At 63.4% G+C, this 12784-nt stretch carries 11 protein-coding genes; 2 read left to right on the top strand and 9 right to left on the bottom strand.

What is annotated here, in order from left to right; all coding sequences use genetic code 11:
- Positions 1–29: 29 nt before the first annotated feature.
- The 9 genes from ACXZ1M_RS09440 to ACXZ1M_RS09480 all read right to left on the bottom strand — a co-directional run bounded on the left by ACXZ1M_RS09440 (position 30) and on the right by ACXZ1M_RS09480 (position 10648).
- Positions 30–2954, bottom strand: a complete 2925-nt coding sequence (locus tag ACXZ1M_RS09440; protein ID WP_459052909.1) for a ribonucleoside-diphosphate reductase subunit alpha — start codon at positions 2952–2954, stop codon at positions 30–32.
- A gap of 221 nt (positions 2955–3175) precedes the next feature.
- Entirely contained in the window at positions 3176–3772 is a 597-nt protein-coding gene (gene ampD / locus ACXZ1M_RS09445) for a 1,6-anhydro-N-acetylmuramyl-L-alanine amidase AmpD (RefSeq protein WP_459052910.1), read from the bottom strand.
- Positions 3769–5196, bottom strand: coding sequence for a sigma-54-dependent transcriptional regulator (locus tag ACXZ1M_RS09450; protein WP_459052911.1), 1428 nt, complete (start codon positions 5194–5196; stop codon positions 3769–3771). The genes ampD and ACXZ1M_RS09450 overlap by 4 nt, the downstream gene beginning before the upstream one ends.
- Positions 5196–6902, bottom strand: a complete 1707-nt coding sequence (locus ACXZ1M_RS09455) for a sensor histidine kinase (RefSeq protein ID WP_459052912.1) — start codon at positions 6900–6902, stop codon at positions 5196–5198. Before ACXZ1M_RS09455 ends, ACXZ1M_RS09450 begins: the two co-directional genes overlap by 1 nt.
- 11 nt (positions 6903–6913) lie before the next feature.
- Complete coding sequence (locus tag ACXZ1M_RS09460) at positions 6914–7231, bottom strand: PP0621 family protein (RefSeq protein WP_459052913.1); 318 nt, start codon at positions 7229–7231, stop codon at positions 6914–6916.
- Positions 7228–8031, bottom strand: a complete 804-nt coding sequence (locus ACXZ1M_RS09465; RefSeq protein ID WP_373988979.1) for a cytochrome C assembly family protein — start codon at positions 8029–8031, stop codon at positions 7228–7230. The genes ACXZ1M_RS09460 and ACXZ1M_RS09465 overlap by 4 nt, the downstream gene beginning before the upstream one ends.
- Positions 8032–8052: 21 nt before the next feature.
- A complete protein-coding gene (locus ACXZ1M_RS09470; protein ID WP_459052914.1) occupies positions 8053–8850 on the bottom strand; it encodes an ABC transporter ATP-binding protein in 798 nt (265 codons plus the stop codon).
- Entirely contained in the window at positions 8847–9680 is an 834-nt protein-coding gene (locus ACXZ1M_RS09475) for an ABC transporter permease (RefSeq protein WP_459052915.1), read from the bottom strand. The genes ACXZ1M_RS09470 and ACXZ1M_RS09475 overlap by 4 nt, the downstream gene beginning before the upstream one ends.
- Positions 9680–10648, bottom strand: a complete 969-nt coding sequence (locus ACXZ1M_RS09480) for an ABC transporter substrate-binding protein (protein ID WP_459052916.1) — start codon at positions 10646–10648, stop codon at positions 9680–9682. The genes ACXZ1M_RS09475 and ACXZ1M_RS09480 overlap by 1 nt, the downstream gene beginning before the upstream one ends.
- A gap of 176 nt (positions 10649–10824) precedes the next feature.
- Here ACXZ1M_RS09480 and ffh point away from each other — a divergent pair, with 176 nt between their 5' ends.
- Positions 10825–12192, top strand: coding sequence for a signal recognition particle protein (gene ffh / locus ACXZ1M_RS09485; RefSeq protein WP_459052917.1), 1368 nt, complete (start codon positions 10825–10827; stop codon positions 12190–12192).
- 179 nt (positions 12193–12371) lie between these two features.
- Positions 12372–12755 (top strand): SWIB/MDM2 domain-containing protein, encoded by a 384-nt coding sequence (locus ACXZ1M_RS09490; protein ID WP_373988984.1) that lies wholly within the window; start codon positions 12372–12374, stop codon positions 12753–12755.
- The last annotated feature ends 29 nt before the right edge of the window (positions 12756–12784 follow it).

Consider the following 12784-nt stretch of genomic DNA (forward strand, 5'->3'; position numbering starts at 1 on the left):
CAGGCAGGGGCGGCGCAGACTCTATTTTATTACTGGCAGGCTTCGCATTCCTCGAAACCGTCGTCACCCGGACGCAGGTAGCAGGCGGCGCCTTCCTCGTCGGCGGCCGCTGCGGCCACCGGTACTGGGGCTGGCGCCGCAGCCATGGCGCTGGCCGACATGCCGCCGTCCACCGCCACCGCGTTCAGCGCGCCGGTCTTGGAGGTCGACTTCTCGGTGTGGGTGGCCGAGGTGGTGCGCAGGTAGTAGGTGGTTTTCAGGCCACGCAGCCATGCCAGCTTGTAGGTTTCGTCCAGTTTCTTGCCCGAGGCGCCGGCCATGTAGATGTTCAGCGACTGCGCCTGGTCGATCCACTTCTGGCGACGCGAGGCGGCTTCCACCAGCCAGCTTGGCGACACTTCAAACGCGGTTGCATAAATGTCACGCAGGTCGTTTGGAATGCGGTCGATCTTGGCCAGCGAACCGTCGAAGTATTTCAGGTCGGAGATCATGACCTCGTCCCACAGGTCGCGCGCCTTCAGGTCGCGCACCAGGTAGGCGTTGATCTCGGTGAACTCGCCCGACAGGTTGGACTTCACGTACAGGTTCTGGAAGGTCGGTTCGATGCAAGCCGACACGCCGATGATGTTCGAAATGGTCGCGGTCGGAGCGATCGCCACGCAGTTCGAGTTACGCATGCCGAACTTGGCGATGCGCTCGCGCACCGGGGTCCAGTCCATGGCCGCCGACAGGTCCTGCTCCAGGTAACCGCCGCGCTCTTCGGCCAGCAGCTTGATCGAGTCCTGTGGCAGGATGCCGCGATCCCACAGCGAACCTTTGTACGAAGCGTAGTGGCCGCGTTCTTCGGCCAGCTCGGTCGACGCCAGGTAGGCGTAGTAGCAGACCGCTTCCATCGAGGTGTCGGCGAACTGCACCGATTCCATCGACGAGAATGGCACGCGCATCATGTGCAGGCAGTCCTGGAAGCCCATCACGCCCAGGCCGACCGGACGATGACGCATGTTGGCGTTGCGTGCTTTATCGACGGCGTAGTAGTTGATATCGATGACGTTGTCGAGCATGCGCATCGCGGTGCGGATGGTCTTCTGCAGCTTGACGTGATCGAGCTTGCCCTCTTTCATGTGGGCCGGCAGGTTGACCGAGCCCAGGTTGCAGACGGCGATTTCGTCCGGACCGGTGTTCAGCGTGATCTCGGTGCACAGGTTCGAGCTGTGGACCATGCCCACGTGCTGCTGCGGCGAACGGATGTTGCATGGGTCTTTGAACGTGATCCATGGGTGGCCGGTTTCGAACAGCATCGACAGCATCTTGCGCCACAGGTCCAGCGCCTGGATTTTCTTGAACACGCGGATTTCGCCGGCGGCGGCTTTGGCTTCGTAGCCCAGATAGGCTTTTTCGAAGGCTTTGCCGACCAGGTCGTGCAGGTCAGGCGTGTCCGATGGCGAGAACAGGGTCCACTCGCCCTTTTCCATCACGCGCTTCATGAACATGTCCGGAATCCAGTTGGCGGTGTTCATGTCGTGGGTGCGGCGGCGGTCGTCGCCGGTGTTCTTGCGCAGGTCCAGGAACTCTTCGATGTCCATGTGCCAGGTTTCCAGGTAGGCGCAGACCGCGCCCTTGCGCTTGCCGCCCTGGTTGACCGCGACGGCGGTGTCGTTGACCACTTTCAGGAACGGCACCACGCCTTGCGACTTGCCGTTGGTGCCCTTGATGTGGGCGCCCAGGGCGCGCACCGGAGTCCAGTCGTTACCCAGGCCGCCGGCGAATTTCGCCAGCAAGGCGTTTTCCTTGATGGCGTCGTAGATGCCTTCCAGGTCGTCCGACACGGTGGTCAAATAGCACGACGACAGCTGCGAACGCAGGGTGCCCGAGTTGAACAGGGTCGGAGTCGACGACATGAAGTCGAAGCTCGACAGCAGGTTGTAGAACTCGATGGCGCGCGCTTCGCGGTCGCTTTCGTTCAGGGCCAGGCCCATGGCGACGCGCATGTAGAACGCCTGCGGCATTTCGATGCGGGTGTCGCGGATGTGCAGGAAGTAGCGATCGTACAGGGTTTGCAGGCCGATGTAGCCGAACTGCAGGTCGCGGTCGGCGACGATGGCTTTCGACAGGCGGGCCAGGTCGAATTCGCCTAGTTTGACGTCCAGCAGTTCAGCGGCGATACCTTTGGCGATGTACTGCGGGAAGTAGGTCACGTATTCGGCCGCAGCGGCGCCCTGCGCCACTTCCTTGCCGAAGACTTCCTTGCGAATCGTGTGCAGCAGGATGCGAGCGGTCACTTGCGAGTAGGCCGGATCCTTTTCCATCAGCGCGCGGGCAGCCAGGATGGCGGATTTGTGCAGCTCTTCGACCGGCACGCCGTCGTACAGGTTTTTCAGGGTCTCGGCGACGATGGCGTCGGCGTCGACGTGTTTTTCCAGGCCGATGCAAGCGGCGTTGATCAGGCTCGTGACGCGGTTCAGTTCCAGCGGCTTGCGCTCGCCGTTTTCCAGCACGTGGATCTGCGGCGCGGCGATGGTGGAGGTGCCGGCGGCTTCCTTGGCGGCGCGGCGCTCTTCCATTTGCTTGGCGCGGTACAGCACATAGGCGCGGGCCACGTCATGTTCGCCCGAACGCATCAGGGCCAGTTCCACCTGGTCTTGCACGTCTTCGATATGGAAGGTGCCGCCCGATGGCTGACGACGCACCAGGGCGCCGACGACGTTGTTGGTCAGTTCTTCCACCAGCTCGCGGATGCGAGCCGACGCTGCACCTTGGCCGCCGTTCACGGCCAGGAAGGCCTTGGTCATGGCGACTGCAATTTTCGACGGTTCAAACGCGACAACCGCGCCGTTACGGCGGATGATGCGGTAGTCACCGAGGTCGCTCGCTGCCGTTGCAGGGCTGCTGGCGGTGCTCGCAGCGACTGCTGGTACCAGCGCTGGATTGATGGTGATGTCCTGAGTAGATTGCATTTAAGCTCCCCGATAACAGCGTGCAGTCATGGCTGCGCGGCTATGTTTGTGTAAAAAACGGTGTTGAACCGACCTTCAATACTTGCTTGTTACTTAATATTCAGTATCACGAGAACTACTATATCTAGTGATTGGCTAGAACCTATCCACTGATTGTAGTGGTCACACCGTAGCACGGCAAGTGAGAAATTTTGATGATCCAAGCAATTTTGCTCTTGACATTAAGGAAGCCCAATAGGGAAGCCAAGTTCAGCGCTAGCACCTACTAACATTGCCTGTTTCTTAAGCAGTTTTTGATAATATTCCCAATCGAACAATGGTCCCGGGTCGGTTTTCCGGCCCGGCGCGATGTGCTCGTGTCCCCTCACTTCGGTCAGCGGATAGTGCTGCTGTAGCGCGGTTGTCAACTGCGCCAGCGCCGCATATTGCGCCGCTTCGAAGGCCACGAAGTCGCTGCCTTCCAGCTCCACGCCGATAGCAAAATCATTACATTTATCGCGGCCGCAGAAACTGGACGCGCCGGCATGCCAGGCGCGATCGTTAGCGGATACGTATTGAATGATCCTGCCGTCGCGGCGGATAAAAAAGTGGCTGGAGACTTTCAGGCCACGCAGGTCTTCGAACGAGGGGTCAGCATTATAGTCGATCCGGCCGGTGAACAGGTCGGACACGTGCGGACCGCCAAAGCAGCCGGCCGGCAACGAGATGTTGTGGACCACCAGCAGGGTGATGTCGGCCGGTGCGGAACCAGGACGGGCGTCGAAATACGGGCTGTCGTAGCGCAGCGCCTGCGGCAGCCAGCCGTCGAAATCGTTCACGCCTCCGGCTCCTGGATGTTCAGTTTCTGCATCTGGTAGCGCAGCTGGCGGAAGCTGATGCCCAGCAGTTGCGCGGCCTGGGTGCGGTTGAACTGCGTCTGCGCCAGCGCGCGCAGAATGATGTCGCGCTCGATCTGGTTCAGGTAATCGGGCAGGCTGGCCGGCAGGCTGTCGGGAGATTGCGGCGGTTGCGGCGCGGCGGCCAAGGACGGCGCGGCGGCGGCGACGGCCGGCACAGGCTCGCCCATGCGCGCGCCCTTCAGCGCCAGGTCGCCCACTTCGATCACGCCGTCGTCGGCAAACGCCAGCGCGCGTTCGAGGATATTTTCCAGCTCGCGCACATTGCCGGGGAAGGAGTAGCCGCGCAGCGCCTCCAGCACGCCCGCTCCCAGCACCACCTTGTGCTCGAAGGTGCCGAGGCGATCGAGGATGGCGCCGGTCAGCACGCCCAGGTCGTCCAGCCGTTCGCGCAGCGGCGGCAGACTGAGTTCGATCACGTTCAAACGATAGAACAAATCCTGGCGGAAGCTGCCCTGCTCCACGCACTGCGCCAGGTTCTTATGGGTCGCACTAATAATACGCACGTCGACCGGCTCCTCGGCGGTGGCGCCGATCTGGCGCACGCGCCGCTCCTGGATGGCGCGCAGCAGCTTGACCTGCATCGCCAGCGGCAAGTCGGCCACTTCGTCCAGCATCAAGGTGCCGCCGTTGGCCGCCTGGAAGAAGCCTTCGCGTTCGTCGACTGCGCCGGTGAAAGCGCCCTTGCGGTAGCCGAAGAACTCCGCCTCCATCAGCGCTTCCGGAATCGCGCCGCAGTTGACGGCGATGAAGGGCTTGCCGGCGCGCGAACTTTGGGCGTGGATTTCGCGCGCCGCCAGTTCCTTGCCGCTGCCCGATTCACCGTTGATGGCGATCGGCGCCATCGAGCGCGCCAGCCGGGCGATCTGCGCGCGCAGCGCCTGGATCACGGCGGAGTCGCCCTTCAGGCGGCTCGCCGGTTGCGCGGCGCTCGGCGCCTGGCCGGCCGCCGGTCCGGCGTTCAGGCGCAGCGCCGATTGCACCATCACGCGCAACTGGTCCAGCGCCACCGGCTTGGAGATGTAATCGAAAGCGCCGGCCTTGAGCGCGACCACGGCGTTGTCGGCGCTGCCGAAGGCGGTGACCACCGCCACCGGCGTGTTCTTATATGCAGCGGTGATTTCGCGCACCAGTTCCAGGCCAAGACCGTCGGGCAGGCGCATGTCGGTCAGCACGAGTTGGTACTCGCGTTCGGGGGTGGCCAGCAGCGCGCGCGCCTCGCCCAAGGTGGCGGCGCTGTCGACGTCCAGGCCCATTTTGAGCAGGGTCAGTTCCAGCAATTCGCGCAGGTCGGCCTCGTCGTCGACGACGAGCACACGCGGAGCGCGCGGGGAACGAACATTCATCAAGCGGCCTTTCCTTGCTTCTGCCCTGGCGAGGCAAAGGTGATTACGAAGCGCCCGCTCAACGCCGGGCTGCCGTCGGCGCTGTCCTTGTTGTCAAAACGGTATTCATAGTCGAGACGCGCCTCGTTATTCAAACACAATTCACGCGCCAGATACAGTCCCAGTCCCGTGCCCTTGCTGGAGGTGGTGTAAAACGGCTCGAACAAGTGGGCGCGCACCTCGGGAGTGATGCCGGGGCCGTCGTCCTGCACGTGCAGTTCCAGGCGCTCCAGCCGCTGCGCCGTGTCGCTCACCACGTCCAGGCGGATCGAGGACGGACCGCCGCTGGCGTAGCGCACCGCGTTGTTGAGCAAGTTGAGGATCACTTCGCGCAGGTGCAGCGCATCGAAGCGCACCTGCGTGCCCGGCGCCACAGTCAGGCCGAGGATGTCCGGCGCCAGGCTGTGGATCTCGATGAATTCCGCGCGCAGCTCGGCCAGGAAGACATCCAGCGCCAGCGGCCCGCTATGCGCCTGCGCCTTGCGCGACAGTTGCAGGATGTCCTCCACCATGCGGTTCACGCGGGTGACGTTGTCGCCGACGATCTTCAGCAGGCGCTGATGCACCGGGTCGGTCAAATCCTCGGCCAGCAGCGAGTTGGCGTGGCCTATGGCCGACAGCGGATTGCGCACCTCGTGCGCGATGCTGGCGGTGAGCCGGCCCATGGAGGCCAGCTTGAGTTGCTGCGCCTGATTCTCGATGCCGGTCACGTCCTGCAAAAAGATCACGCTGCGCTGCGCGCCCAGTTCATGGGTATCGGCGGCGGCGAAGCGCACTTTCAGGTGCGCGGCCAGGTCGCGGCGCGCGCTCCAGGCGGCGGTCATGCCTTCCAGCGCGGCGTCGTTGAACGGTTTGATGGTGAGGAAAACGGTGGCGCGCGCGGCGTCCTCGCGCCACGCCTGGTAGGCCTGGGCCAGCGGCGCCAACGCCACGGCGGCCGACAATTTGAATTTCAATTCCGGCCCGACCAGGCCGAGCATCTGCTGCGCCGCCGGATTGCCGGCGAAAACCTGGCCCTCCGCATCGACCACCAGGATGCCGTCGCCAATGTTGGCCATCACCAGCCGGTTGACCGCCTGCTGCACATTGATCTCGACGCCGCGCTGGATCGCCAGCTCCTCCTGGCCGATCAACTTGGCGGCCATGCGGTTCACCACCAACACGGCGGCCAGGAAGGCGGCGCCGTACAAGCCGGCCTGCATCACATCGCGGTCGCTATCGGTCAGGAAGATCTGCCAGGTGGTGTCGCCGAGCAGGAACAGCGCCACCAGCGAAGCGCAAAACAGCGACACCGTCAGCGGCGTCAGGATGGCCAGCCCGGCCAGCGGGAACAGATACAGAATCGCCAGGCCGCTGCGCATGCCGCCGCCGGCCAGGTACAACAGGGAGATGATGGTGAGGTCGCAGGCGATCTGCGACAGCAGCTGCAGCACGAAGCGGCGCTGCACATACACGGCCGACAGCGCGAAGCCGATCGACAATCCCAGATAAACCAGGCAGATTTGCAGGTACAGGTACTGGCCCGAGGCGCGCAGGCCGCGGCTGTCGAAACTCAGATAAACCAGCAGCACCAGCGCGATCACCACGCGGGTAGCGTTCAGCGTTTGCAGCGAACGCCAGAAGGTTGCGCGCGCTTCGGCCGACAGGGCTTGCAGGCGCGCGATCACGGCGCGATGGCTTAGGCGGCCGGCAGGGCGGCGTGAGCCGCGCTGCAATAGTCACGGCCGTTGGCCTGCACGGTTTCGCCGGCCGGATAGAACACGCCACAGTGCGCGCATTGCAGCATGACTTCGGCGTCGTTGGCGGCCTGCGCGGCGGCGCGCGCCTTGTAGGTTTGCTGCGACGGCGCTTCGGCCTGCGCCGCCTGCGGACGCTGTTGCTGTTGCTGCTGCTGGAACTGCTGCTGGTAGCGCTTTTGCGCCTGGCGGATCTTGGAGCGGATCGCGAAGATCACCAGGAATATCAACGCCAGCCACATCACAATCTTGGTAATCATGCCCAACCTTTATGCAAAACCACTTCAAAGACAAAACGGCTGCCGACGTAGGCCAGCGCCAGCGTGGCGAAACCGACCAGCGTGAAGCTCAACGCCGTCTTGCCGCGCCAGCCGCGCAGGCGCCGGCCGGCCAGCAGCGCGGCGAACAACACCCACGACAGCAGTGTAAACACCGACTTGTGGTCCCACTTCAGGGCTTGGCCGAACAGCTGTTCCGAGAATACGATGCCCGACAACACCGTCAGGCTGAGTAAAGCAAAGCCGAAGCCTATCATGCGGAACAGAAGTTTTTCCATGGTCAGCAGCGCCGGCAGCTGGTCCAGCGCGCCGGACAGGAAGGATTTGGTGTCGGAGCGCGCATGCAGGCGCGACTCCTGCAACGCCATCAGCACCGCGTGGAAGGCGGCGATGGTCAGCGTGGAATAAGCCATGGTGGCGATGGCGATGTGCCAGCCGAACAGCGGCGACTTGCCCTCCATCGGCACCAGGTTACCGGGGAAGATCAGCTGCAGCGCGGCGGCGACGGCGGCGCTGGGCATGACCAGGCGGCGCAGGCCATCGAGGCTGAAGTTCCGGTTCTCCAGCCAGTAGGCCGCCACCGACACCCACAGCGCCGACGACAGCATGGCGGCGAAGCCGAAGCGCAAGGCGCCGCCGCCGGCGATTTCCGACCACAGGCCAACGCCGTGCAGCAGCCAGGCCGCCAGCGTGACGGCGGAGATCAGCCCGCCGCGCCGCGATGGCAGGCCGGCGCACACTATATACAGCACGATGGCTGCGATAAAAGAATAGATCTGCATCCCCGCAGTTTACACCATCGCTCAATCCACGGCTGCCATGCGCAGTTCGTCATGGTGGTGGCGCTCCTGCTCCTCCATCACCAGCTGCCCCAGCTCGCGCTTGAGGGCATTGAACTCGGCGGCGGCCGGGTCGCGCAGGCGCGGCAGCTCCACCAGGATGTCGCGCTTGACGGTGCCGGGGCGGTAGGTCATCACCACGATGCGGTCGGCCAAGTAGATCGCCTCTTCGATCGAGTGGGTGACGAAGATGATGGTCTTTTTCAGCTCGGACCAGATGCGCAGCAATTCATCCTGCAGGTTGCGGCGCGTGAGCGCGTCGAGCGCGCCGAACGGCTCGTCCATCAGCATGATGGGCGAATCGAGCGCCAGCACGCGGGCGATCGCCACCCGCTGGCGCATGCCGCCCGACAGGTCTTTCGGATAGCGGTTGCGGAAGTCCTGCAGCGACAGCATGTCGAGCAGCTGGTCCACCTTGGCCTTGATCTGCGCCTTGGGCTGGCCCTTGATCTCCAGGCCGAAGGCGATGTTGTCGGCCACCGTCATCCACGGGAACAGCGCGTACTCCTGGAACACCATGCCGCGCTCCGGACCCGGCGCCGTCACCAGCTTGCCGTCGGCGTGGATGGTGCCGGACGACGGCGGCGCGAAGCCGGCCACCGCGTTCAGCAGGGTCGACTTGCCGCAGCCCGATGGCCCGAGCAGGCAGACGAACTGCCCCTGCGGGATCTCCAGGTTGATGTCCTTGAGCGCCACCACCTCGCGTTCGGCGGTCTGGAACACCTTGTTTACCTGCGATACGGCGATATGCGTCGCGCTCATTGGTTCTCCAGGCCGCGATGCCAGCGCAGCAAATGGTTATTCAGCTTGTTCATGCCGACGTCGATGGCCAGGCCGATCAGGCCGATCGAGATCATGCCGGCGATGATCTTGTCGGACCAGAAGTACTCGCGCGCTTCGAGGATGCGGAAACCGAGGCCGTTGTTCACCGCCACCATCTCGGCCACGATCACCACGATGAAGGCGGTGCCGATGCCGATGCGCACGCCGGACAGGATGTAGGGCACGGCCGCCGGCAGCACCACGCGGGTAAACATGGTGTAGCCGGAAGCGCCCAGGTTGCGCGCCGCACGGATATAGATGGCGTCGACCTGGCGCACGCCGGCGATGGTGTTCATCAGCACCGGGAAGAAAGCGCCCAGCGCGATCAGGAACACGGCCGGCGGATTACCGAGCCCGAACCACAGCATCGACAGCGGGATGTAGGCGATCGGCGGAATCGGCCGCACCATCTGCACCAGCACGTTGAACCAGTCGTAGACGCGGGTGCTCATGCCCATGGCCAGGCCGAGCGGCAAGGCCAGCCCGCCGCCGATCAGGAAACCGACCACCACGCGGTACAAGCTGCTGAGCGAATCGGTAATCAGCTCGCCGGAGACGGCCCAATGCAGCCAGCTGCCGGCCGCCGGATCATACGGTTGCAGCGGCAGGAGGTAGGCGATCCACTTCTCCGCCACCGCCAGCGGCGACGGCAGCACCTGTGGATTGACCCAGCCCAGCGTGGCCGCCGCCTGCCACAGCGCCACCACCACGACCGGCAGCACCAGCCCGACGCCGACCTGGCGCCAGGACGAAGACGAGGCGGTCGCCATTATTTAACGCCCAGCGACTTCTTGGCGGCGTCCAGCAGATCGGTCTTGACCCAGTCCTTGGCCACCGGCGGCTTGGCCATACGGCCGACGCCGGTCTTGACCATGACGTCAGTGGTGGTCTGGATGTGCTCGGGCGTGATGTCGTAGCTGTACGGCGAATTGCCGATGGCGTCGTCGAAATCGTCCTTGGTGATCTGGCCCTTGAAGATGACTTCGCGCACATATTTCTCGGCCACCGCCTTGTTCTCGATGAACAGCTTGGTCGACTGCACGAAGCAGTTCATGAATTTTTCCGCCAGCGGACGCTTCTCTTTATAGAACTTCTCGGTCATCACCATGGTGCGCACCGGCTCGCCGATCGGCGTGTCGTAAGGCTTGATGATCTCGGTGCCGAAGCCCTTGTTGATGGCCTGCGAGGATTGCGGCTCGGACTGCATCATGGCGTCGATCTGCTTGCCGAGCAGCGCCTGGTTCAAATCGGCGTAGGCCAGGAACACCAGTTGCACGTCCTTGCCCGGCTGGTCGGAGACGGTCAGGCCGTTCTGCTGCAGCTCGGCCAGCAGCAGCACTTCCTGGATGCCGCCGCGCGTGACGCCGACTTTCTTGCCCTTGAGTTCCTTGACGGATTTGAGTTTCAGGTCGGCGTGGCTGACCAGCTGGGCGCCGCCCTTGGCGAAACCTGCCACCACAAAAATCGGCGCGCCGCCGGCGCGGCCCGAGATGGCGGCTTCGGAAGCGGTGGTGCCGACGTCCAGTTCGCCGGCGATAATCGCCTGCATCACGTCCAGGCCCTTGGCGAACACCCGTTCCTCGACCTTGATGCCGCACTTGGGCGCGATTTCTTTAATATAGGAGACGGCGCCATAGTGAGCGAACTTCAGGTTGCCGAGGCGAACGACCTCTTGCGCCTGGGCGGAACCGAACGTGGCGGTCATGGCTACGGCGGTGCATATCGCTTTCAGTTTCATCCGTCTCTCCTTTGTAGTGGTGGGGAAATCATACCAAGCTGTAAAGCAATTGCCTATCAGCAGATTCCGAACCGTGCCGACGTACCGGATTGGCGGCGGCGGCACGGCCATGCGGTAAAATGGCGCACTTGGTCCGGCCGCGCCGGACGCCACCATCTGCCAACAGGTTCAACAACATGCTAGACAATCTGACTCAACGCCTCGCCAAGGTCGTCAAGACCATGCGCGGCGAGGCCCGCCTGACCGAAGCCAACACCGCCGAAATGCTGCGCGAAGTGCGCATGGCGCTGCTGGAGGCCGACGTCGCCCTGCCGGCCGTGCGCGAATTCATCGCCCGCGTCAAAGAAAAGGCCCTGGGCGAGGAAGTGATTTCCTCGCTCTCGCCTGGCCAGGCGCTGGTGGGCGTGGTGCAGCGCGAGCTGGCCGCCCTGATGGGCGCCGACCTCGGCCCGGAAGCGACCCAGCTGAGCTTTGCCCAGCAGCCGCCGGCCATCATCCTGATGGCGGGTTTGCAAGGTGTGGGTAAAACCACCACCGTCGGCAAGCTGGCCAAGTACCTGAAGGAAGAGAAGAAAAAGAAAGTGCTGACCGTCTCGGCCGACGTCTACCGTCCGGCCGCGATCGCCCAGCTGCAATCGGTGACGGCCCAGGTCGGCGCCGACTTCTTCCCGTCCACCGCGCAGGACAAGCCGGTCGACATCGCGCTGGCCGCGCTGGACTGGGCCAAGAAGCACTACCACGACGTGCTGATCATCGACACCGCCGGCCGTCTCGGCATCGATGAAGAAATGATGAAAGAGATCGCCGCCGTGCACGGCGCGGTCAAGCCGATCGAGACCCTGTTCGTGGTCGACGCCATGCTGGGCCAGGACGCCATCAACACCGCCAAGGCCTTCAACGACGCCCTGCCGCTGACCGGCATCGTGCTGACCAAGCTGGACGGCGACTCGCGCGGCGGCGCCGCGCTGTCGGTGCGTCACATCACCGGCAAGCCGATCAAGTTCGCCGGCGTCTCGGAAAAATTGGACGGCCTGGAAGCCTTCGACCCGCAACGCATGGCCAATCGCGTGCTGGGCATGGGCGACATTCTGGCGCTGGTGGAAGAAGCGCGCAAAGGCGTGGACGCCAAGGCGGCGGCCGACCTGGCGGCCAAGGTCAAGTCGGGCGGCAAGTTCGACATGAACGACTTCAAGGCCCAGCTGGGTCAGATGAAGAAAATGGGCGGCATGGCCAGCCTGGTCGACAAGCTGCCGGCGCAGTTCCAGCAAGCGGCCGGCAACGCCAACATGGACCAGGCCGACAAGCAGGTGCGCCGCATGGTCGGCATCATCGACTCGATGACGGCGGCCGAGCGGGCCAAGCCGGAGCTGATCAAGGCCACCCGCAAGCGCCGCATCGCGGCCGGCGCCGGCGTCCAGGTGCAGGAAGTGAACCGCATGCTGAACCAGTTCGAGCAGATGCAAACCATGATGAAAAAGCTCTCGGGCGGCGGCATGATGAAGATGATGCGCTCGATGAAAGGCATGATGCCGGGCCTGCGCTAAAGCGGTGAAAAGCCGGGTTTACGCCCTTGGACGGTGCGCACGCCCCGGAAACGCGGCCATTACGTCGTGTTTCCGGGAAAAAACGCAAAAAACAGTTGCGTGTGAGTTAAATCCCCACCAATATTAGCCGGTGCGATCAATTGCGCAATTTTCCATGTGTTCGTTAAGGAGGCTCGAATATGGCAACAGCCAAAAAAACCCCAGCAGCACCAGCTAAAAAGGCTGCGGCCAAACCGGCCGCAAAGAAAGCAGCAGCACCAGCAAAAGCAGCAGCCAAACCAGCGGCAGTGAAAAAAGCAGCACCGGCAGCGCGCAAACCGAACGCCGCCTTCATGAAAGCAATGACGCCATCCGCCTCCCTGGCCGCCGTCGTTGGCGCAGCACCTCTGCCGCGCACCGAAGTGACCAAGAAAGTGTGGGATTACATCAAGAAGCTCGACCTGCAAGATCCGGCCAACCGCCGCATGATCAACGCCGACGACAAGCTGAAAGCAGTATTCGGCGGCAAAGCCCAAGTCTCCATGTTCGAAATGACCAAGCTCATTTCCGACCATTTGAAATAAGCTGAAATACGCTGACGAAAAAAAACCGG

Source organism: Duganella paludis (genome assembly GCF_054461335.1).

Bases quoted from the DNA above. Each gene is read 5' to 3' on its own strand.
- ACXZ1M_RS09440 (WP_459052909.1), bottom strand. From the start codon at position 2,954: ATGCAATCTACTCAGGACATCACCATCAATCCAGCGCTGGTACCAGCA.
- ACXZ1M_RS09450 (WP_459052911.1), bottom strand. From the start codon at position 5,196: ATGAATGTTCGTTCCCCGCGCGCTCCGCGTGTGCTCGTCGTCGACGAC.
- ACXZ1M_RS09460 (WP_459052913.1), bottom strand. From the start codon at position 7,231: ATGATTACCAAGATTGTGATGTGGCTGGCGTTGATATTCCTGGTGATC.
- ACXZ1M_RS09465 (WP_373988979.1), bottom strand. From the start codon at position 8,031: ATGCAGATCTATTCTTTTATCGCAGCCATCGTGCTGTATATAGTGTGC.
- ACXZ1M_RS09470 (WP_459052914.1), bottom strand. From the start codon at position 8,850: ATGAGCGCGACGCATATCGCCGTATCGCAGGTAAACAAGGTGTTCCAG.
- ACXZ1M_RS09475 (WP_459052915.1), bottom strand. From the start codon at position 9,680: ATGGCGACCGCCTCGTCTTCGTCCTGGCGCCAGGTCGGCGTCGGGCTG.
- ACXZ1M_RS09480 (WP_459052916.1), bottom strand. From the start codon at position 10,648: ATGAAACTGAAAGCGATATGCACCGCCGTAGCCATGACCGCCACGTTC.
- ffh (WP_459052917.1), top strand. From the start codon at position 10,825: ATGCTAGACAATCTGACTCAACGCCTCGCCAAGGTCGTCAAGACCATG.
- ACXZ1M_RS09490 (WP_373988984.1), top strand. From the start codon at position 12,372: ATGGCAACAGCCAAAAAAACCCCAGCAGCACCAGCTAAAAAGGCTGCG.